Origin of the sequence: Prevotella melaninogenica, from assembly GCF_018127925.1 — a bacterium.
Classification (GTDB): Bacteria; Bacteroidota; Bacteroidia; order Bacteroidales; family Bacteroidaceae; genus Prevotella; species Prevotella melaninogenica_C.
Window position 1 is genome coordinate 270,978 of the sequence record NZ_CP072348.1, and the last position, 22,080, is coordinate 293,057.

General features: G+C 41.4%; 16 protein-coding genes. 8 read left to right on the plus strand and 8 right to left on the minus strand.

The genetic code is table 11. The features are described 5' to 3' along the window. Nucleotides 1–84 precede the first annotated feature (84 nt). The 6 genes from mfd (at nt 85) to J4861_RS06625 (ending at nt 9,550) form a co-directional block, all read left to right on the plus strand. Nucleotides 85–3,615 (plus strand): transcription-repair coupling factor, encoded by a 3,531-nt coding sequence (gene mfd, locus J4861_RS06600; RefSeq protein ID WP_211817333.1) that lies wholly within the window; start codon nt 85–87, stop codon nt 3,613–3,615. An 838-nt stretch (nt 3,616–4,453) separates the two neighbouring features. Then, nucleotides 4,454–4,666, plus strand: coding sequence for a hypothetical protein (locus J4861_RS06605; protein WP_211817334.1), 213 nt, complete (start codon nt 4,454–4,456; stop codon nt 4,664–4,666). 48 nt (nt 4,667–4,714) lie between these two features. Then, on the plus strand, nt 4,715–6,304 hold the full coding sequence (locus J4861_RS06610) for a hypothetical protein (protein WP_211817335.1): 1,590 nt from the start codon (nt 4,715–4,717) through the stop codon (nt 6,302–6,304). Nucleotides 6,305–6,779: 475 nt separating this feature from the next. Beyond that, a complete protein-coding gene (locus J4861_RS06615; protein WP_211817336.1) occupies nt 6,780–7,214 on the plus strand; it encodes an HU family DNA-binding protein in 435 nt (144 codons plus the stop codon). A 322-nt stretch (nt 7,215–7,536) separates the two neighbouring features. Further along, nucleotides 7,537–8,898 (plus strand): dipeptidase, encoded by a 1,362-nt coding sequence (locus J4861_RS06620; protein WP_211817337.1) that lies wholly within the window; start codon nt 7,537–7,539, stop codon nt 8,896–8,898. A 292-nt stretch (nt 8,899–9,190) separates the two neighbouring features. Then, nucleotides 9,191–9,550: a hypothetical protein gene (locus J4861_RS06625; RefSeq protein WP_211817338.1), complete on the plus strand. Its 360-nt coding sequence runs from the start codon at nt 9,191–9,193 to the stop codon at nt 9,548–9,550. A 158-nt stretch (nt 9,551–9,708) separates the two neighbouring features. Here J4861_RS06625 and J4861_RS06630 read toward each other — a convergent pair whose 3' ends face one another. The 8 genes from J4861_RS06630 to J4861_RS06665 form a co-directional block, all read right to left on the minus strand. Further along, on the minus strand, nt 9,709–10,455 hold the full coding sequence (locus tag J4861_RS06630) for a polyprenol monophosphomannose synthase (RefSeq protein WP_211817339.1): 747 nt from the start codon (nt 10,453–10,455) through the stop codon (nt 9,709–9,711). Between the two features lie 65 nt (nt 10,456–10,520). Continuing rightward, entirely contained in the window at nt 10,521–11,333 is an 813-nt protein-coding gene (locus tag J4861_RS06635) for a lysophospholipid acyltransferase family protein (RefSeq protein ID WP_211817340.1), read from the minus strand. A gap of 19 nt (nt 11,334–11,352) precedes the next feature. Then, entirely contained in the window at nt 11,353–12,525 is a 1,173-nt protein-coding gene (locus J4861_RS06640; RefSeq protein WP_211817341.1) for a metallophosphoesterase, read from the minus strand. Beyond that, a complete protein-coding gene (locus J4861_RS06645) occupies nt 12,522–13,361 on the minus strand; it encodes a vitamin B12 dependent-methionine synthase activation domain-containing protein (RefSeq protein ID WP_211817342.1) in 840 nt (279 codons plus the stop codon). Before J4861_RS06645 ends, J4861_RS06640 begins: the two co-directional genes overlap by 4 nt. Nucleotides 13,362–13,367: 6 nt before the next feature. Beyond that, a complete protein-coding gene (locus tag J4861_RS06650; RefSeq protein WP_211817343.1) occupies nt 13,368–14,717 on the minus strand; it encodes a dihydroorotase in 1,350 nt (449 codons plus the stop codon). Between the two features lie 326 nt (nt 14,718–15,043). Then, on the minus strand, nt 15,044–15,892 hold the full coding sequence (locus J4861_RS06655; RefSeq protein ID WP_211817344.1) for a DUF4369 domain-containing protein: 849 nt from the start codon (nt 15,890–15,892) through the stop codon (nt 15,044–15,046). Between the two features lie 108 nt (nt 15,893–16,000). Then, nucleotides 16,001–16,435, minus strand: a complete 435-nt coding sequence (locus J4861_RS06660; protein ID WP_013264999.1) for a hypothetical protein — start codon at nt 16,433–16,435, stop codon at nt 16,001–16,003. Next, complete coding sequence (locus tag J4861_RS06665) at nt 16,419–16,763, minus strand: FtsB family cell division protein (protein ID WP_211817345.1); 345 nt, start codon at nt 16,761–16,763, stop codon at nt 16,419–16,421. The genes J4861_RS06660 and J4861_RS06665 overlap by 17 nt, the downstream gene beginning before the upstream one ends. A 155-nt stretch (nt 16,764–16,918) precedes the next feature. Here J4861_RS06665 and J4861_RS06670 point away from each other — a divergent pair, with 155 nt between their 5' ends. Continuing rightward, nucleotides 16,919–18,730 (plus strand): DNA polymerase III subunit gamma/tau, encoded by a 1,812-nt coding sequence (locus J4861_RS06670; RefSeq protein WP_211817346.1) that lies wholly within the window; start codon nt 16,919–16,921, stop codon nt 18,728–18,730. 434 nt (nt 18,731–19,164) lie between these two features. Continuing rightward, nucleotides 19,165–22,011, plus strand: coding sequence for a putative LPS assembly protein LptD (locus tag J4861_RS06675; RefSeq protein ID WP_211817347.1), 2,847 nt, complete (start codon nt 19,165–19,167; stop codon nt 22,009–22,011). The last annotated feature ends 69 nt before the right edge of the window (nt 22,012–22,080 follow it).

Sequence of the window (22,080 nt, forward strand, 5' to 3'; positions counted from 1 at the left end):
TTTAAGTACTTTTCTGCTTAATTTCATAGATAATTGCCCTCTGTCTGAAATTTATTGTAACTTTGCAAGCACAACGCATTTGCGATGAAGATACAAGACATACAGAAACTATACGCTATGCTGCCACAGGCAGGAGCGATACAGAAGATACAGAAAGATAAGTTGATAAGAACTGTTTTTCTGCAAGGACTCGTGGCTTCAGCTGCTCCGATGTTCTTTGCATCAATAGCTGAACGATGGAAGACAACGACTGTTTTCGTGTTGAATGACAATGACGAGGCGGGTTATTTCTACAATGACCTCAAGACTATTGCTATGCCTGCAGATGGTGAAGGAAAGGTGGCAGAGGTGCTGTTTTTCCCATCGTCTTATCGTCGTGCAGTGAAATATGGACAACGTGATGCGGGTAATGAAATCCTGCGTACAGAGGTGTTAACACGTCTTTCTGCCCTTGCCTCGGGTGCTGACAACGCTCTACCGCTTTATATTGTGACTGAGCCTTCAGCCCTTTCAGAACTTGTTGTGTCAAAAAAGCAGTTGGATGAACGTCGTTTGACATTGACAGTTGACCAGCATATTGATATTGTGGAGGTGGAGAAAACCTTACGTTCTTTTGGTTTTACAGAGACGGATTACGTCTATGAACCAGGTCAGTTTGCTGTGCGTGGTAGTATTATAGACGTCTATTCCTTCTCAAATGAACTTCCTTTCCGTATCGATTTCTTCGGTGATGACATAGAAACCATTCGCAACTTTGAAGTGGAGACGCAGCTGTCTACTGAGAAGTTGACACGTATTGAGATTGTTCCAGAGCTGACAATGATGTCAGAAGAGAAGGTACCTTTCCTACAGTTCTTACCAGAAGATGCCGTGTTGGCATTTAAGGACTTCCTCTATGTGCGTGATGCGATTGATAATATCTATCAAGAAGGCTTTACTAATCAGGCTTTGACAGAGAAGTTAGAGGGTAAGACGGAGTTAGAACAGCGCGAATTGGAAGTGGCTTTCCGTAAGGAAGGACAACTGGTGCCAGCCTCACGTTGGATGAACGATGCACTTGATTTCCGTCGTATAGAGTTTGGTATGAATCACTCTACCTCTGATCAAGCAAAGAAGAAGGATGGTTCATGGGCTACTATTAACTTCAGTACCTCGCCACAACCACTCTTCCACAAGAACTTTGACTTGCTGTCTAAGACGCTTCGTGACTATCTTCTGCAAGGTTATAAACTCTATATCTTTGCAGATAGCGAGAAGCAGACTATACGTTTGAGGGATATCTTCGATTCATTGTCAGATACAAATGTCTCACCTGACTCTGAGAATCTGTCTGTAGCTGAACTGTCTGGGGAGGGGCAGGACGCGACGGTGGGAGCTTTACCTTTCACGCCAGTCAATCGAACACTACATGAAGGTTTTGTTGATAGTACGTTGAAAGTATGTTTCTTTACCGATCATCAGATTTTCGACCGTTTCCATAAGTACAACCTCAAGTCAGACAAGGCTCGTCAAGGTAAGATGGCTTTGACAATGAAAGAGCTGCAGGAGATGGAACCTGGTGACTTCTTAGTGCATGTTGACTTTGGTATAGGTAAGTTTGCTGGTCTGGTTCGTGTACCTGCTGGTGATTCATATCAAGAGATGATACGTCTTGTTTATCAGCATAATGATATTGTGGACGTATCTATTCACTCGCTCTATAAGATTAGTAAGTATCGTCGTGGTGATAGTGGTGAAGCACCACGATTGTCTGTTCTTGGTTCAGGTGCTTGGGATCGACTGAAAGAAAAGGCGAAGAAGCGTATCAAGGATATTGCTCGCGACCTTATCAAACTTTATGCTAAGCGACGTCGTGAGAAGGGATTTGCCTTTTCTCCAGACTCGTTTATGCAGCATGAATTGGAGGCTTCATTCCTTTATGAAGATACGCCCGACCAGTTGAAGGCTACACAAGAACTCAAACAAGATATGGAGAGCGCACGTCCGATGGATCGTCTGGTTTGTGGTGACGTGGGCTTTGGTAAGACGGAGGTAGCTATTCGTGCTGCTTTCAAGGCTGCTGTAGATAATAAACAGGTAGCTGTGCTTGTGCCAACAACTGTATTAGCTTTCCAGCATTACCAAACTTTCAAGAAGCGATTGAAGGATATGCCTGTGCGTGTTGACTACCTCTCACGTGCTCGCAGTGCTAAACAAACTAAACAGGTGTTGGAGGATTTGGCAGAGGGAAAGATTAATATTCTTGTTGGTACGCATAAGTTGATAGGGAAGTCGGTGAAGTGGCATGACCTCGGACTACTTATCATTGATGAAGAACAGAAGTTTGGTGTGTCTACAAAGGAGAAACTTCGCCAGCTGAAAACAAATGTTGACACGCTGACAATGTCGGCAACGCCTATTCCACGTACGCTCCAGTTCTCGCTGATGGGTGCACGTGACATGAGTATTATGCGCACACCACCAGTCAATCGTTATCCTATTCAGACGGAGATAGTCCCCTTCTCATACGAGTTGATAGCAGATGCTATTAACTTTGAGATGAGTCGTAACGGGCAGGTTTATTTCGTCAATAACCTCGTTAGTAATCTTCCTGAGATAGCAAATCTTATTAAGAGATACGTTCCCGACTGTCGTATCGCCATCGGACACGGACAGATGAAGCCTGAGAAGCTGGAGGAGATAGTGATGGGCTTTATGAACTATGATTATGATGTACTGCTTTCAACAACGATTGTAGAGAATGGTATTGATATTTCCAACGCCAATACTATCATCATCAACGATGCCCAACGCTTTGGCCTCTCCGACCTGCATCAGATGCGTGGACGTGTGGGGCGTTCTAATAAAAAAGCTTTCTGCTATTTTCTTACTCCACCTTTGGCTGCACTAAAACCTCAGGCACGTCGCCGTCTGGAAGCATTGGAAACCTTCTCCGATCTTGGTAGTGGATTTAATCTTGCTATGCAGGACCTCGATATACGTGGTGCAGGAAACCTCTTAGGCTCTGAGCAAAGTGGATTTATAGAGGATTTGGGATATGAAACCTATCAGAAAATTCTCAATCAGGCAGTAATTGAACTGAAAAACGATGAGTTCCAAGAACTTTATCAAGAGGATATGAACGACGGAAAGCTGATTACGGGCAATGATTTCATAGATGATTGTGCCATAGAGAGCGATCTTGAGATGTACTTCCCCGATAACTACGTACCTGGCAGTTCAGAGCGTATGTTGCTTTATCGTGAGCTTAATAATATTGAGAAGGATGAAGACCTCGAAGCCTATCGTAAGCATCTACAGGATCGTTTCGGCCCTGTTCCCCCTCAGAGTGAGGAATTAATGCAGGTTGTTGTGCTCCGTCGTATGGGCAAGCAGATAGGCTGTGAGAAGATTATCCTTAAGCAAGGACGTATGCAAATGCAGTTTGTGTCTGACCCTAATAGTGTCTATTATCAGAGTGCAGCCTTTGACAAGATTCTCAACTATATTGGTCATCATCCTCGCCGTTGCAATCTGAAGGAGCGGAATGGTAAGCGTTTTATGGTGGTCAGCGATGTTATGACGGTGAGAGAAGGAGTGATGATTTTGCGTGAGATAGAGCATCCTCTATCATGATCTTTGATAGAGGATAGGTTTACAGTTCCCTCACTAACCAATGTTTGTTGACTAAAGTGATGTAATTAAGAAAGGATTATTTTTGCTGTGGAACTAACTATACTTCTTTGTTCTAAATCGGTTTATTAGGTCATAAATCCATTATCCTTATTATATTGCTTCCTAATCGCCCAACAAAATATATTCTAGCTCTAATGAACCGATTTAGGATAAAGGTAAAAGAGAAAGTTCTTACTCTGTCTTTTTCTCGGTTATTCTATCTAAATGATATATTTCTTTAGGATTTCCTTGCCAATTCTAAAAAGAAGTCTTACCTTTGCGCCCGTGAACAAATTAGCAATGACATATCCAGCCAATTCAGCGCAGCAAAGAAACTTTGATTTCTTTGCCTTTTTTAGTGCTTTATATTTGGTAGTCTCAGATATTTTGCTAACACACACACACACACACACACACACACACACAGGCGCACCTAGCGTTTAATCATACATTTTTTCTTCCATCCTACGCGCGCGCGAAGCGTGGCGTAACGCTTGTAAACAAAGGACTTCACGGAGTTTCCTTTGTTCGCTTTTTTGTGCCCGTTTGCGAGCCGTCAAGAAAGCCAAATAAGAACGTTTTAGGCACTGATTTTATCACAAAAGATAATTGTAATTCTCTGATAATAGTTTGTTTTCTCTCGTTGATTTCTCAGGCAGGCAGTGGTAATACGCTGTCTGCCTGTAGAGGGGGGGGAGTGTGCAGACGGTTAAGAGGGTTATTAGGATGTATATAATAGAAGGTGAGCAACAAAGCCACATAGAGAGTAGATAACAACTATTTTAATCAAATCAAAAAGATGATGAAAACAAAAGAAAGAAAAGTCTATCATGCGCCACAGTGCCAGATAGCACAAGTGAGTGAAGTAACTTCTCTTATGTCTACCTCTTTCCCTAGTCAGCACAACCCAGGCCATCACGCTTCAGGTCCATCAAGTGCTAAAGCTGTAACAGAATGGGAAGACGTAGATGTAGAGAGCGGTAAAGAAAGTTCTTCTGCATGGGAAGATTAAGCAAGAGAGTTATTAACAAAAAACAGAATCACAAAGAACAGACAGACAATGAAAAAGAATTTATTTAAGACACGCCTGTTATCGTTCGCCGCTTTCTGCGGACTTGCGTTGGCTTTCGCATCGTGTGCCAATGAAGACGTAGCACAGGGCACAACTGGCACAGAGACTGATAACGATAAAAACCTCACTACCTTTGTTGCAGGTGATGAGGCTAAAACCCGTACCACAATGGATTACACCAGTGGTAATTTCTTTTGGGAGGCTGGCGACTATATCTATGTAAAGGACGACAACAACGTATGGCGCAAGAGTAGCAACGCTCCAACAGGTAAGGTTGCCTCTTTTAAGTTTAAGGTGCCTGGCAAGTTTACTGCAAGCGCCAGCTATAAGGTTTATTACCCTGGCAAGAACGGTAACAATGATCAGGTAACAATTCCAGCAGCTCAAAGCCAATCAGAGCCAAACAGCACCGCTCACTTTGGTGTGTCAGGCGACTGCGGAACAGCCACAGCAACAGGAACCGTAGGTGGTGGTTCATTCTCTTTTGCGCTTGATCATCAAGCAGCCATCCTTGTTCTCCAGCCTTATAACCCAAACGCAACCTTAAATGATTGCTATCTGACGAAAGTTGAAGTAACTTCCGACAATAACATCACAGGAACTTACACGCTTGACCCATCAAGTGGCGAGCTTACCGGTACAGGTACAGGTAAACAGATTGTTGTTACAACATCAGGAAGCAGTACTTCGCCTAATGGTTTCCCAATAAAGAAAGTAGCCAGCGTAACAGATAACAGTGCTTATGTGCTTATCAAAGCGGGTACACATACGCTCACAGTAAAATACACCTTAAAAGATATTGCCACCAATGTTGAGGGAACTATCACTAAGACCCTAAGTGCTTTCAATTACGACAAGAACACCTACTACGATATGACAGCCAATCTTGACATAAAGGATTACGACGGCGACCATTACTACATGTGGGATGCTCAGGAACAATATTGGAAAGGATTCGAATGGACAAAGAACTTGGCATCAGGTGTAGGCCAGCCAACTCTCAGCCAAGGTCTTTCAGGCGCAACAACTTCCAGCAACTACGCTCAGAACAACACTGACTCACGTTACTACCACGAGGGCGGCGGTTCAGGTCGTTTCGATGCCACCCAGACTTGCGCAGGTCTTCCTAACGCTAACGAGATGTCTTGGTATTGCATGTACGGCGATCCTCGTTGGGATGCAGATGAATTATGGACTACTATGGGTCATTTATATAAAGGTGGTATGTGGTTTAAGAAGAGGTCCGTGTTGATAGCAGAAGGTAAATACGACACTGAAATATCTGCAGATAATACAACAGATTTACGTACAACACACAAGACTTATACCAACACCAGTAGCAGTATTAACTCTGGTGTTCCTTCTGATGCCGATCTAAGTAATTACTTTTATCTACCTGTCTTGGGTTACTACGACTCTGGTCAGCTGAACATCGTTGGCCTCGGCTGCGCCTATTGGGCGTCAAGTGCTCACCCGTTGGGTAGCGACGTCACGTACGCCCTGTACTTCGAAAGTGGTATCGTCGCCGTGCAAAACTACTACCGCAGGCACGGGTTTAGGGCTGGGCAGTTCCAGTAGTCCTAAAAGCCCCACCCCAACCCTCCCCAAAAGGGGAGGGAGCCTAACGGGATAAAGGGAGGATGGGAAACAAGAAAAAAATCTAACGGGTTAGAAACTTGCGGGGAACGTGTTAGCAAGAAATTTCTAACGCTTCGGAAGAAAATTTCTCTACGGTGAGAAATTTACGTACCTACGGTTGGAAAGAAATTTTTCACAAAGGAAAATTTTCTTCTGACCGTAGGAAAATTTAAAGCCCATCTTTGTCTCTGAAATAGATGACTGGATGTTACAATTTTCTATAAACGGAGATGCTATTATCTTGAGGACAAAGAAGGTTTCTAACTGGAAAAAACAAAGAGAAAACCATTGACACTACAAACTGGATAAAACCTTATTCAGACGAGAACATGAAAAACGGAGAATAAACCATGGAACAAACCAAGGTGTAAATGCCGTAAAAACTTAAATATTTACTTTTAAAAACAAAACAATTATGAAGATTAAACTCCAAAAGAAAAAGAATCCGCAGAAGCGGACAGAAGAAAAGTATTATGCTAATCCTGTAAATCTTGGGAAGAAGACCTTGCGGGATGTTGCGCGTGACATTGCAGGGCGTTCTTCGCTGACCCGTGGTGACATTGAGAACGTGCTGGCGAACTTTATGGATTGTCTGCCTCATTATCTCCGCGATGGTTTTAGCGTGCAGTTAGGCGAGTTTGGCACAATGCGCCTGACACTGTCAAGCGAGGGGGCTGCGACGGTAAAGGCTTTCAAGACGGAGACGATCAAACCGCGCGTAACATTTACGCCAGGTGTGGAACTAAAGGCCGCTTTGCGCGAGAACTCGTATGAGACAGTGAAAGAGGAAAAATCGGGCTCTAAGGAAGAAGGGGGCGGAAAGACTCCCGGACCTTCGCCAGAAGGCTAAAAGGGGGCTTGCCAGTTAGGCAAAGATAAATGAAAAAAGAGTTCGCGAACAAATCGAAAATTGTTCGCGAACTTTTTTGATTGAGTAAATCAGGGAATGAAGATTGAATGGTATAAGGACATACGCTTCAATGATATGCTTTAAGACAGAATAACATGAGAACATAATATATTTTAGACAGAATGTGTTTTTTATACAGAACAAGATGATGGACATAGAAGAAGACTGAAAGGTAAACAGTAATAAAAGCATGGAAAAACTTGCAAAACTCATAAATGATGCTTAAATTTGCGTACATTAGAAAATCAATAAATAAAGAATTATGATTAAGAAGTATGTAGAAGAGAATAAAGACAGAATGCTCGAGGAGTTGTTCAGTCTGATACGCATACCAAGCGTAAGTGCACAACCAGCTCATAAGGAGGACATGGTACGCTGTGCTGAGCGTTGGAAGGAACTGCTGCTTGAGGCTGGTGTTGACAAAGCTGAGGTGATGCCATCAAAGGGTAATCCAATGGTTTACGCTGAGAGAATGGTTGACCCTAATGCAAAGACGGTATTGGTTTATGGTCACTATGACGTGATGCCAGCTGAACCTTTCGAACTTTGGAAGACTGAACCATTTGAGCCAGTTATTAAGGATGGTCATATCTGGGCACGTGGTGCTGATGATGATAAGGGTCAGTCATTCATGCAGGCAAAGGCATTTGAGTATCTTAATAAAAATGACTTGTTGAAGCATAATATGAAGTTCATCTTTGAAGGTGAGGAAGAGATTGGCTCTGGTAGCCTCGGTCCATTCATTGAGGAGCATAAAGAACTCTTAGCTTGCGATGTAATCCTCGTTTCTGATACTGGTCTTATCGGTCCTGATACTCCTTCTATCACAACAGGTTTGCGTGGTTTGTCTTACTGGCAGATAGAGGTTACTGGTCCTAATCGTGACCTTCACTCAGGAACTTTCGGTGGTGCAGTGGCTAACCCTATCAATGTCCTTTGTAAGTTGATAGCTGACGTAACTGGTCCTGATGGTAAGATTCTCATTCCTGGCTTCTATGATGATGTTGAGGAGGCTTCTGATGAGGAGCGCAAACTTGTTGCATCAATTCCTTTTGATGAAGAAGAGTATAAGAAGTCTCTCGGTGTGAAGGCACTCTTTGGTGAAGAAGGTTACAGTACTATTGAGCGTACCGGTTATCGTCCAACATTTGATGTATGCGGTATCTGGGGTGGCTACACAGGTGATGGTGCGAAGACCGTTATTCCTTCAAAGGCATATGCAAAGCTTTCTTCACGTCTTGTTCCACATCAGAATCATACAAAGATTAGCCAGTTGGTAGTAGACTATTTCAACAGTGTTGCTCCAGATTATGTTACTGTGAAGGTTGAGAAACATCACGGTGGTCATGGTTATGTCTGTCCTATCGACTTCCCAGCCTATAAAGCAGCTGAACGTGGCTTCGAAGCTGTATTCGGTAAACGTCCACTGCCAGTACGTATCGGTGGTAGTATTCCAATCATTTCTACTTTCGAGAAGTTGCTCGGTGTGAAGACTGTTCTCATGGGCTTCGGCTTGGAGTCAAATGCTATTCACTCTCCGAATGAGAATATGCCAGTAGATCTCTGGTTGAAGGGAATTGAGACAATCATAAACTTCCACCTCGAATACGATAAGGAGGCGTAAGTTTGACATTAAGACACACTGTAAGGTGTGTTAAGACATAGTAACAAAGGAACATTGTTCTCTGTAGTAACAGATTCTTTTATTTAATGGCTTTTATTGCAGGGAATGATTTTCCTTTTACTTTTTATAAAAACCATTGCGTACATACACGTTGGTTGTGTTGGTAGGAATGGACTGGAATAAAACAGAGTAGATTGTGTCAAAATAAAGTAGAGAAAGTCAGTCTGCTATAGTAACAGTCTCATTTAAGTGAGTTTAGTAATGATAAAATAATCTTTAAATTCATGTTATTATGATTAAATATCTATACATTATAGCATCTTTAATGTTATTTCTCTTTGTGGGATGTACAAAAGAAGACGTAGATGTAGATGGTGACTACAAGTATGTTAAGACGGATACGATAAGCGTATTATCACATAAAGAAGACTACTTCTATCCAGGTACATCTATTAGATCGAAAAATAAAGGCTACGTTATAGTAGACAAAGATATGAGAAAATCTGTTGTATCTCATATTGATGGATTTGATAGTATCTATGAAGAGGGACACGAATACCTTATCATAGTAAAAGTATATGGTCCACGTTATGAGATGCCAGATTTGTATGGATATAGATACAAGTTTGTTAGTTTAATTAGTAAAAAGTAAATTAAATCTGAACCTCCTGTATTTATTTTCTAATGTTTATCTACAATTGATTTGTACTACAATAGTTTCTAAGTTGTATAAAGACAAAGTCACTTGTGTAAATAGTAACGGCCATAACCCACTAAGGTTATGGCTGTTACTGTTATTTGGTTTAAATCTTAGTTCTTTATCTTAGGATACTTTCTGAACCAACCATCCATACGGAGTCGGATGACACCGAAGAAGGCTTCTGAGAAGATGCCACCGCTCATCTTGCTTGTTCCCTCACGACGATTTACGAAGATGACAGGTACTTCCTTAATCTTGAAACCAATCTTGAAAGAGGTGTACTTCATCTCGATTTGGAAGGCATACCCCTTAAAACGAATCATGTCTAATGGAATTGTCTCAAGAACACGACGACGATAGCATACGAAACCCGCTGTCGTGTCATGCACGTGGAAACCTGTTACTGCACGAACATACTTGCTGGCAAAGTAACTCATCAATACACGTCCGATAGGCCAATTTACAACGTTTACTCCACTGACATAACGTGAACCAATTGCAACATCGTAACCTTCGTCATGGGTTGCAGCATAAAGGCGAGGAAGGTCGTTAGGGTCGTGGCTAAAGTCAGCATCCATCTCAATAATGTATTCGTAGCCATGTTCTAAAGCCCACTTGAAACCTGTGATATAGGCTGTACCCAAACCTAATTTACCAGAACGCTCAATGATAAAGAGACGATCAGAGAACTCCGTCTTAATCAGATTATGTACGATTTGTGCCGTCCCATCAGGACTACCATCGTCAATTACCAGAATGTGAAAAAGTTTCTCCAATCGGAATACCGCTCGGATTATCTTCTCTATATTCTCCTTTTCGTTGTATGTCGGTATAATTACAATGCTATCGCTTGTCATAGATTTTTGTTTTTATAGGACAAATGTAGTATAAAAATATGATACTAACAAGTTTTTGTCTATTTTTATTGGTCTGGATTCTCTACGAAACCTTGGTATTCGGGAGAAAGACCAGCCATAACAGAATCGTATGCTTCATTTAGCGTTTGCTTCTCGAATTCAGCACCTTTTCCTTTTGGGAAGATTGGTTTGTGAATAGTGAGGCTAAGTCGATGCCATACAGGGAAATGCCAGTCCTTAGTACGAGGCATAACGTCGAAGGAACCATTGATGGTAAGTGGACATACTGGTAGCTGAAGCTCATCAGCTAACATGAAAGCTCCACGACGGAACTTACCCATGTGACCAGTAAAACTACGTGCACCTTCTGGGAATACGACGACAGACATTCCTTCACGAAGGGTTTCACGTGCAGTGTCGTATGTTTTTTTGATTTTACTTGCACCACTCTTATCCACATAAATATGATGTGCTTTCTCGCATGCTAATCCTACCAAAGGTATCTTACGGATAGCTTTTTTCATCATCCACTTGAAATTACGACCGAGAAAACCGTAAATCAGAAAGATGTCGAAAGCACCTTGATGATTGCTTACAAAGACATAGCTTTGCTTAGGATCAAGATTCTCACGTCCTTCAATCTTTACAGGAAGAAAGAGTATTCGAATGGTAAACCACGACCACCATTTCCCTGGGTAGTATCCCCAGAAATGTCCATTACCTATTTGACAGCCAATAGTTGTTGTTAATGCTGTTAGTATAGACGCAAAGAGGAAGAGCGGGAAGGCAATGAATAGCATGTAAATTCTATACAAAAACGTAATAACCAGCATGGCTATTGAGGATTGCCTTTGTTGTTGTGTTGCAGTATTACTCATAGATGTATCCTTTTTAATTTTAATTCTTAACATGTAATGTTATCACCGCTATTTCGTTAGGCATATTAAGGCGGAAGGGTACCAGACCACCCAATCCTGCTGTAATATATAGATAGCGTCCGTTCTGTTCATAAAGTCCATAATCCTCCTGTTGGCGGATACTTGTTGGTCGCCATCCAAAGATTTGCATCTGTCCGCCGTGTGTATGTCCGCTTAATGTAAGCTGTGCTGTGGTTTTAGGAAGAATAGAACGTTTCCAGGCTGATGGATCATGCTGTAACATAATCACAAACGGATTTGGTCCTATTCCTTGCATTGCTTTTCTATAGTTGGAATAGTTCGGGAATGGTGGTCTTCCGTCGTTTTCTGTGCCACAAACATATATAGACTCTTTTGCTGGTGATGTTATTTCTGTGTTTTGATTGCGTAGAAGAGTCCATTTTAATATTTTTTCTTCTGCTTTTATCAAGCGTACTTCCTCTGCAGCCTTCTCTTTAGCATTACCTTTGATGTATTCCGTATAGTCATGGTTTCCTAAGACAGAGATAGTCCCTTTCATAGGCTGACGGATTACTGAAGCCATTTTCTCAACCTCTTCAGGGCGTATGTTTTGTAAATCACCAGTAAAGCAAATGAGGTTGGCTTTCTGCTTTTCAATGCTATCCATCTCTGCTTTCAGAATCTTACTGCGCCAGCCATTGAAGGTGCCGAGGTGTAAGTCAGATACATGCACAATCCGATAGCCATCAAAAGACTTTGGTAAATCCTTAAAATAGAGGTCTACATGTTTTACTTGTATGTTAGAAACCCCATATGTGAGCCCATATATAAATGTTCCAACGGCAAAACAGCCAAGGAGTATACCTATATAATGTCCCCAGTTTTGATTTGTGCGGATGATATATTTCCGAATGATTGAACCCAAGAAGGAGGTGAGTGCAAAGATAGCCTTAGGTCCAACAAGCAAACCGAGAAGGAATATATATGTATTCAGCCAGGTGAGGTTGTTAGGCGCAAAGTCGCGTATGGAAGCCATAGCACAGGTATAGATGACCATACCGATAGAAGGTAACCACCATAACAGGCGTTGCCACCAAGCTATGGGGTAACGTTTGCGGAAATAGTGCATGTCTATATAGAGGTCAGACAGGACTATTATTAATATAAGATATACAACGATTCTGGCTATCATTTCTTCAATAGGGTAGAAGCAAGATACTTCCTTAACTCTTCAACAGGCTTATTACGACGACGTGCATAGTCTTCTAATTGGTCATCATCAATCTTTCCTAAGTCGAAATATCGGCTTTGAGGATGTGCAAACATAAAGCCCGATACGCTGGCATGAGGTACCATCATTCCACTTTCTGTAAGGTTGATACCAATCCCCTTCATATCCAATAGTTCGTACAAAAGAAAATTCATACTTGTGTCTGGGATGGATGGATAGCCCACAGCAGGGCGTATGCCTTGATATCTCTCTGCAAGAAGATCTTTTATAGTAAGTTGCTCATCAGCTGCATACCCCCAATACTTCTTGCGTACATCCTCGTGAAATTTCTCTGCTGTAGCCTCAGCTAATCGGTCAGCTAAGGTCTGCGAAAGCATACGTTGGTAGGGATCTTCCTCATTGTTGCTTGTAAATGCAGCATCAACAGAAGTTGCAAAGAGTCCAATTGCATCCTTGATATCTGAAGAGGCTGGGCGTATGAAATCTGCCAAACAGAGGTTTGGTTTGTCTGGAATAACTTTCTGCTGGCGCAACATTGGAACACGTGTACCATTGATAATGATATCATCGCCTTCACTATTGGCTTCACATAGTGCAAAGACAGCACGTGTGTGATATCTCCCTTCCATGTCAGCCAATAATTTCTCAGCTTCTGAATGCAACTCCAGTTGTGCATCTTTTGCCTTACCATTCATTGACCAAGCATAAAAGAAGTATGCCCAGTTGATGTAAGGAACTATTTCGCTGATATTGTATGTTATTATCTTACTTTTGTTATCTACTTTGTTTTCAATCATTATAACTTAGTTATCATTTCGAAAAGTAATCCTTTCACCATGTATGGTGTTATCAAACTCTTCCTTATTTAACAGGTGGTTTCCATTACAGAAGGTATGTAAGACACGCCATTGATAGGTGTGTCCCATCATTGGACTCCACTTGCATTTACTCTGAATACAATCTTCGTTCACCGTCCATGGTTGGTCTGGTGCAACGATAGTAATATCGGCTTTATAACCTTTACGTAGGAAACCTCGTTGGTCAATACGGAAAAGACGAGCCGGTGCGTGTGACATTAGGTTAACCATCTGTTCTATTGTAAGAACACCTTTGTCAACCAATTCAAGCATGGTGACGAGTGAGAACTGAACCATCGGCATACCTGATGCAGCCTTAGAGCAGCCACCTTGCTTCTGTGCCCATAGGTGTGGAGCATGATCAGTACCAATGACCGTAATGCGTCCATCCGTGAGTGCCTGACGAATAGCATCTCTATCAGTTATCGTCTTGACAGAAGGATTGCATTTTATGAGTGCTTTCTTTGTAAGATAATCCTCGTTAGAGAAAGCAATATGTGCAATAACAGCCTCTAAAGTAATCCTTCCTTCATCTTCTGGGTGATTAGCCAATGATAATTCTTTTGCTGTAGAGATATGAGCAATGTGCAGTTGTGTTTTGTACTTTCGTGCTAATTCCACAGCTAAAAGCGAGGAAGCCCAGCATGCCTCAGCACTGCGTATTTCCCAATGATGTGTAATATCTGGGTCGTCGCCAGATTGTTCTTTGGCAACTTTCATATTCTCGTTGATAATACCAGAATCCTCACAGTGTGTCATCACTGGCAGATTCAACTCTGCAGCAGTACGGAAAGTCATTTCTAATGCTTCTCGTCGATCAACAAGCATATTCCCTGTTGAGGCTCCCATAAAGAGTTTTATTCCCGGAATAGTGTGGATATCTAATTGAGGGAATAGTGTCTGATTTGTATTCGTTGCACCAATAAAGAAGCTATAGTTGACATGACTTGAGCGTTTTGCTCGTTCCCACTTGTCTTGTAAAGCCTCTAATGTTGTTGTCTGTGGACTGGTGTTTGGCATCTCAAAATAAGAGGTGACGCCACCATATGCAGCAGCACGACTTTCACTTTCAATGTCTCCCTTTTCCGTTAGTCCCGGCTCACGAAAGTGAACGTGATCATCAATAACACCAGGTAGTACAAAGCACCCCGTGGCGTTGACGATTTCGTCAAATTCTCCACGGGGTGTTTCGTTGTTTTCTATAATCTCTATGATACAATCGTCCTCTATGATGAGCGAACCAATAAAGCTTCGCCCTTCATTGACGATAGTTCCACCTTGAATGAGTCTCCTCATATATTATATTCTTTATTGTTAGAGGTTGTTTGTTGATTCTTCCGAGATAGGAAGTGAGAGAATTCTACTAAAGTAAGAAGGAATATATTACTAATAGTAGTTTTATTTTCTTTTGCTGTCATTTTAACATATTGTTTCAACATTCTATAATTCAATTAGTTAAATAACAGAATTGAGTGACGGAAGTGACAGCAACCTTCGTGTAGAATAAATAGTTTGTTGTCTATGAACTCTTTATCCGAAGCTCAAAACACTCCTATAGAACCTTATCAAGCAATCGTTCTATCAGCGTAGAACTTAGAACATACGATAGTCGGGACCATAACTTACTCTGGAATAGAGTCACCAGCCATCTGTGTAGGAGTCGGAGGTGCTACAGCAGCATTAGGAGTTGTTCCCGCAGCATCATTGGTTCCTGCAGGGTCAACCATTCCGTTCATCTCCTTTTGTGCTTGTAGGAAGTCGGTATAGAATGCTTTTATCTGAGGATTCTGCTTAAAGGTATCTGTAGCCTTCGACATAATGAATTCTATCCATGATGGCAACTGATTAATCGCATTGGCATACATATAATCATTCATCCATACAGGGTAAGCATTAGGTGTTGTCTCGTAGCTGATACGTGTAAGGAAACACCATGGACCAAGAATGTTATTGAAGTTCTCTGTAATGAACTTCGTAAAGAGTTTGTCACCCTTGTCATATACGTTCAATGCTTTCTTAATAAGTTGAGCATTCACTGTTTCCTCATCATGACCATTCATAATGGCAGCACTTTCCTCATGATCTATTTCTGCATATTGATTGCGTAGTTGTGTAAATTTCGTCCAGAAATCATTCAGCTTGTCATTCAGCGGTGTGCCACTGACACGCTGTTGTGTGTTGTCCAGTTTAACTGCAATATCTCCCTTTTCAATAACTACTGGGAACTGTAAGTTGATGTCATCCATGAATATCTGTGCGACCTTAGTAGAGTCGACGGTACCATGGAAAGCAAACTGACCATGAACGACGTCACATGAATCTAAGTTAATCAGTGAGTCAGCTTGGTCTGTTTTTAGGTATAACTTTCTTCCATCCAAGCTTGATACGTTGGATGTTCCCTGTATATTGAATGAGTTGGCACATGACGTAAACACGATAAGTGTTAGAAGTGCGTAAAGAATTTTATTCATAGATAATTAAACTGGTTCTATTTCTTCTCAGACAAAATTACATTCTATAATTGAAGCCGAGAAACTTTTTTATTCAAATTAAAACTATCTCTAAGCTTTTAGCTTTTTTTAGGTACTTGGACTTTCGCTTTCCTTCTTTAGTTCGTAGCTGATACGATGAGTAGTATACATCTCTATGATAGCAGAAATAAGTAGGAGTATAACCCAATTGTGATGGAAAATACTTACATAGCTGCTATAGCTATCTAATGAACCTGCAAAAACAGGACGAAGGAAATGGTAGGAGTCTTCTACCATAAAGAATCCTGCAAGAATGAATCCCCATCCTGCAAGTGACATAATCTTACGTAAACGACGAATTGAAAGAGATGTTCCAAGGTATCGCTGACGTGACTGCATAAGAGAAAAGGCAACAGCACCAGCAAGCATTAGCCAACAGGCTATTGGTTGAATCAAAAGGAAAGCGTACAAGCCTGCACCTATAACCATTATGATTCCTCCCAAAAGGTAAATAATTGATTCGAGTTTATTCAGTTGTCTCATTTTTAGCTGTGTTTTCAGTTTGATGCTCATCATCGCTCAACACGAAGATATCTTCGTTGTCAGCCTTCATGAAGTAACGCTCTCGGGCAACGCGTGCAATAGCCTTTGGGTCTGTCTTTAGTTCCTTAAGCTGTTGCATGTCATGCTGATATTGGCTGTCATACTTTCGGATTTCAGTTTTTAAGTCTTCAATCTGATAAGCATACTCTATACGTTTCATAAAACTGTTCTCATCTAAAACGCCTACAATGAGTACGCCCAAGATGATGACGATATGAAACTTAAATCGGCTGAAAAAATTGTAAATATGTCCGGTAATCTTACTCACTTCTTTACATTCTTTTTTGCAAAAGTAAGGAAAAGATTGCATATCGGAGCATGAAACATACATATTTTTAGCAAATTAACAATTTAATTCTTTCCTCCTTCCTCCTCTTTTCTTAACTTTTATTACCTTTGCATATACAATTAGAATTTGAAACTATGGATGAATATATTGTTTCGGCGCGAAAGTATCGTCCGATGTCCTTTGATTCCGTTGTTGGACAACAGGCGTTGACGACTACGCTGAAGAATGCTGTGAAGAGTGGTAAGCTGGCTCATGCCTACCTTTTCTGCGGTCCACGAGGAGTGGGCAAGACTACTTGTGCTCGAATTTTTGCGAAGGCTATCAACTGTGAACATCCAACAGCTGATGGTGAGGCTTGTAACGAGTGTGAGAGTTGTAAGGCGTTTGGAGAAGGAAGAAGCTATAATATCTTCGAATTAGATGCTGCCAGCAATAACTCTGTTGAGAACATCAAGTCATTGATGGATCAGACGCGTATTCCGCCACAGGTTGGTCGCTATAAGGTCTTTATCATTGATGAGGTTCATATGCTCTCTACAGCTGCCTTTAATGCTTTTCTAAAGACTTTGGAGGAACCGCCTGCACACGTTATCTTCATCCTTGCAACAACAGAAAAACATAAGATTCTCCCAACGATTCTCTCTCGCTGTCAGATTTACGACTTCGAGCGTATGACGGTTCCTAATATCATCAACCATCTTAAGCGTGTTGCTGAGAAGGAGAACATTCAATTTGACGAAGAGGCTCTGAACGTTATTGCTGAGAAAGCGGATGGCGGAATGCGTGACGCGCTCTCAATATTCGATCAGGCTGCAAGTTTCTCACAAGGAAATATCACTTATCAGAAGGTGATTGAGGACTTGAATGTACTCGATGCAGAGAATTATTTTAATATCATCGACCTTGCTTTAGAGAATAAAGTGAGTGAGATAATGGTTCTCTTGAACAGCGTTATTAATAAGGGATTTGATGGTGGACATCTTGTGAATGGTTTGGCATCTCATGTCCGTAATGTGTTGATGGCAAAGGATGCACAGACACTTCCTTTGCTTGAAGTAAGCGAACAACTGCGTAATCGCTATCAGTTGCAGGCACAAAAATGCCCTATCAACTTCCTTTATACGGCTTTGCAGATTATGAACCGTTGTGATGTGGAATATCGTCAGAGTTCTAATAAACGTTTGTTGGTGGAACTGACGCTCATCCAAGTAGCGCAAATTACGCAGAAGGATGATGATGTCCCAGCCTCGGGGCGCAGCCCTAAGCGATTAAAATCCCTGTTCAAGAATCTTATTCTGAAGGCTCAACAGAGACCGACTCCGCAGGTGGTCGGGAGCCTAAAGCGTGATGATACTGCTGCTCGTGGTTCTAATGATAGCGACGTAGTGTCTGTAGAGGTCGTGTCTTCACCAGAGAAACCCGTCACAGAAACGTCTGGCGTACGTCCTAAGGTGAATGTATCTTCTGGTCTTCCGAATTCTGTTAATCTCGGTTCATTGACGATGTCATTTGACAATCTACTCAAGACTGATAAGAAGAAAAAGCAGGATGAGGAAGTTGAAATAACTAATAAGGATGAACATGAAGGCTTTACACAGCAAGACCTTGTTGTGAGTTGGCGTGCTATGTGTTCACGAATGCCAGAGCGTATGCAAGCTTTGTCGCAACGCATGAAGAATATCACGCCTACTATTTCAGAGTATCCAGCAATCTTGGTACTTGCTGATAATAATATTCAGCTCAACGAAATGCTTGCTATCAAGTCGCGTATTCGTGCTACTTTGGCAAAGGAATTGCGTAATGGGCAGATTGAAGTAGAGATTCGTCTTGCTAAGCATGAGGAAATTAAACCTATGCTTACACCTCGTGAGTCTTTGAGTAAACTTTTGGAAACGAATCATCCTGTTAAGAAACTTATCGATACATTAGGTTTGTGCTTGGATTAAGTAACTCTGTTTCTGTCCTGTTACGGCTAATGTTGCTCATCAATATCTTACAGATAAATAAGAAGTTAGTGTTCTTTTAGCAGGAAAAGAAAGGCTTAAAAGTGGTTTACAGTCGGCTTTAAGTTGTTGTGTTGATGCTTCGCACGCTTGGTGCTGATGCCCCGCACATGTCGTGCTGATACTTCGCACATGTCGTGCTGATGGTAAACACGAATCTTATTGGGAGGTAAAAATGCTGCGTTTCTAAGTATTTTAGGCTGCTATAATTATCAATGACATTCTGTATTGAGGGTATACTATTCTGGTTCTATTGGACAGCAAAAGAAGAATTTAATATTTTCAGAAGCATATACGTACATTATTATAAAAGTTAAAATAGCGTAATGGTAGTTCTATTCGGCATTATTTCAGTATTTTTGTACGTTATTTAGGCAATGAGAAATAAGAGCATTATATTCCTATTATCCTTTGTTGTTGTTTTTGCAATGGCAAGTGTCAATATGCCTGTGCCTCAAGGTAAGAAAACCAAGAAGGCTAAGGCAAGTGCTGTTGTGGTTGATACGCTATTGGAAAGACAAAGTCCAAAGGATGGTAAGGCGGTCGATAAGAATATCCCAGATACCACAAAGATGGATTCTCTTCAGTTGGCTATCTATCATCATAATAAAGCAATAGACGATTCTATTCGTGCCGATAGCATGATGCGTGCACGTTCGAATGGAATTGATGCACCTGTTAAGTATTCTGCAGAGGACTCTCTCGTTTATGATGCAGAGTCGGGTACAGCATATCTGTATGGTAACTCAAAGGTTGATTATGAGAATATGAAGCTTACGAGTGACAAGGTACATATGAATCTTGATAAAAGTACTGTGCGTGCAACAGGTACAGTCGATTCTACAGCAGAGGGTGGAATCAAGGGAAAGCCTGTCTTTACTATGGGTAAAGATGAATATAAGAGTGACACAATGGCTTTCAACTTTAAGTCAAAGAAAGGCTTGATTAAGGGTATTTATACCGAACAGCAAGATGGTTTCTTGAGTGGAGAAGTTGGAAAACGTGACTCTACGGGTTCTGTTTACTTGCAACATGGTCGTTACACTACTTGTGATAAGCCTCATCCAGACTTTTACATTGCTCTTTCTCGTGCAAAGGTTCGCCCAGGTAAGGATGTTGTCTTTGGACCAGCTTATCTCGTAGTGGCGGACGTTCCTTTACCATTGGCAATTCCATACGGCTTCTTTCCCTTCTCAAAGAAGTATTCAAGTGGATTTATTATGCCAAGCTATGGTGATGAAAGTGATCGTGGTTTCTATCTTCGTGATGGTGGTTACTACTTTGCCATTAGTGATAAGTGGGACTTGAAACTCTTAGGTGAAATCTACACCAGAGGTTCTTGGGGTGTTTCTGCAGCCAGCAACTACCGCAAGCGTTATAGATATTCAGGCTCATTCCTCTTTAGTTATCAGGATTCAAAGACTGGTGACAAAGGCTTGCCAGACTTTGCTGAACAGGAGAGTTTTAAGGTTCAGTGGAATCATCGCCAAGATCCGAAGGCGAATCCATATAGTTCGCTATCAGCAAGTGTGAACTTTGCGACATCAAGCTATGAGCGTAACAACCTCAATAGTATGTATAATCCGCAGACACTCACACAGTCTACGAGAACTTCTTCTGTAAGTTGGAGCACAGGTTTCTCAAGTATTGGACTCTCTTTGAGTGCTACTACAAACCTTGCACAGAATATGCGTGACTCTTCTATTCAGATAACACTGCCAGACTTGAACATTAGTTTGAGCCGATTCTATCCTTTCAAGCGTAAGCATCTTGTGGGTAAGGAACGTTGGTATGAGAAGATTTCGATGAGCTATACGGGTCAGTTGGCTAATTCTATCTCAACGAAGGAAGATAAACTCTTACACTCTAATCTGATTAAAGACTGGAAAAATGCTTTCCAGCATACAATCCCTGTACAGGCAAACTTCACCTTGTTTAATTATATCAATGTGACGCCATCTTTCAATTTCACGGACCGTATGTATTCTAAGAAAGTGACACGTGGATGGGATAATATACATCAGAAAGAGGTGGTAAGAGATACTACGTATGGTTTCCATAATGTTTACAACTGGAGTATGAGTGTGGGTGCCAGCACGAAATTATATGGTTTCTGGGTACCTAATAGAAAATTATTTGGCGATAAGATTCAGGCTATCCGCCATGTTATTACGCCACAGGTTTCTTTCTCATACTCACCAAACTTCGGTGCACGTCGTTATGGCTACTATGATAGCTATCAGTACACAGATGCAAGTGGTAACGTGAAACTTATTGAATACTCACCTTATCAAGATGAGCTTTATAGTGTGCCCGGTAAGTACAAGACTGAGATGATCAGTTGGGATGTTAGCAATAACATCGAAATGAAGATTAAGAGCGATAAGGATACTACTGGTTATAAGAAGATAAGTATCATTGATGAGTTAGGAGCAAGTATGTCTTACAATGCTGCAGCAGACTATCATCGTTGGAGTGACCTTAGTATGCGTCTGCGTTTGAAGTGGTGGAAGAATTATACCTTCTCAATGAATGCACAGTTTGCTACTTATGCTTACGAACTTGATGCTAATGGTAAGCCTTACGTAGGTAATCATACAGAGTGGGGATATGGTCGTTTACCTCGTTTCCAAGGTATGTCGCAGAACTTCTCATTCACTTTGAGTCCAGAGAAGTTGAAGAAGTGGTTCGGACGTAAGGATGATAAAGATGAGGATAAGGTGTCAGTAGATAGCGATGGCCCAGATACTAACATCGAATCAAACATGGATGATGACCTTGAAAAGGGAAAATATGCTGCTAAGAAGAAGCGTGGTAATATTGCTGAGACGGATGACGATGGTTACATGAGTTTCAATATGCCATGGTCATTGACAATCGGTTATGGTATTACGATGCGTGAGAATACAGCGGGTAGGTTCAATACTAAGACGATGCGTTACCCTTATAAGTTCACACAGACGTTGAACTTCTCTGGTAATATTCGTATCAGTGATGGCTGGAACATTAACTTCTCAAGTGGTTACGACTTTGAAAACCATGCGATGAGTATGACAACAGCCAGTCTGTCACGTGACCTCCACTGTTTTAATATGAGTGCTTCTGTAGTTTTAGCACCATATACATCTTACAACTTTACCTTCCGTTGTAATGCTGCAACGCTGACAGATGCGTTGAAGTATGATAAGCGAAGTGGTATTACGAATGCTATACAGTGGTATTAATAAGATAAAATGCACTTCATAAGACGGACGGTTCTCCCGTCCGTTATTGATTTGAATCCTTTTATAAAC

Coding starts and splice junctions, on each gene's coding strand:
- mfd (WP_211817333.1), top strand. CDS start 85: ATGAAGATACAAGACATACAGAAACTATACGCTATGCTGCCACAGGCA.
- J4861_RS06605 (WP_211817334.1), top strand. CDS start 4,454: ATGATGAAAACAAAAGAAAGAAAAGTCTATCATGCGCCACAGTGCCAG.
- J4861_RS06610 (WP_211817335.1), top strand. CDS start 4,715: ATGAAAAAGAATTTATTTAAGACACGCCTGTTATCGTTCGCCGCTTTC.
- J4861_RS06615 (WP_211817336.1), top strand. CDS start 6,780: ATGAAGATTAAACTCCAAAAGAAAAAGAATCCGCAGAAGCGGACAGAA.
- J4861_RS06620 (WP_211817337.1), top strand. CDS start 7,537: ATGATTAAGAAGTATGTAGAAGAGAATAAAGACAGAATGCTCGAGGAG.
- J4861_RS06625 (WP_211817338.1), top strand. CDS start 9,191: ATGATTAAATATCTATACATTATAGCATCTTTAATGTTATTTCTCTTT.
- J4861_RS06630 (WP_211817339.1), bottom strand. CDS start 10,455: ATGACAAGCGATAGCATTGTAATTATACCGACATACAACGAAAAGGAG.
- J4861_RS06635 (WP_211817340.1), bottom strand. CDS start 11,333: ATGAGTAATACTGCAACACAACAACAAAGGCAATCCTCAATAGCCATG.
- J4861_RS06640 (WP_211817341.1), bottom strand. CDS start 12,525: ATGATAGCCAGAATCGTTGTATATCTTATATTAATAATAGTCCTGTCT.
- J4861_RS06645 (WP_211817342.1), bottom strand. CDS start 13,361: ATGATTGAAAACAAAGTAGATAACAAAAGTAAGATAATAACATACAAT.
- J4861_RS06650 (WP_211817343.1), bottom strand. CDS start 14,717: ATGAGGAGACTCATTCAAGGTGGAACTATCGTCAATGAAGGGCGAAGC.
- J4861_RS06655 (WP_211817344.1), bottom strand. CDS start 15,892: ATGAATAAAATTCTTTACGCACTTCTAACACTTATCGTGTTTACGTCA.
- J4861_RS06660 (WP_013264999.1), bottom strand. CDS start 16,435: ATGAGACAACTGAATAAACTCGAATCAATTATTTACCTTTTGGGAGGA.
- J4861_RS06670 (WP_211817346.1), top strand. CDS start 16,919: ATGGATGAATATATTGTTTCGGCGCGAAAGTATCGTCCGATGTCCTTT.
- J4861_RS06675 (WP_211817347.1), top strand. CDS start 19,165: ATGAGAAATAAGAGCATTATATTCCTATTATCCTTTGTTGTTGTTTTT.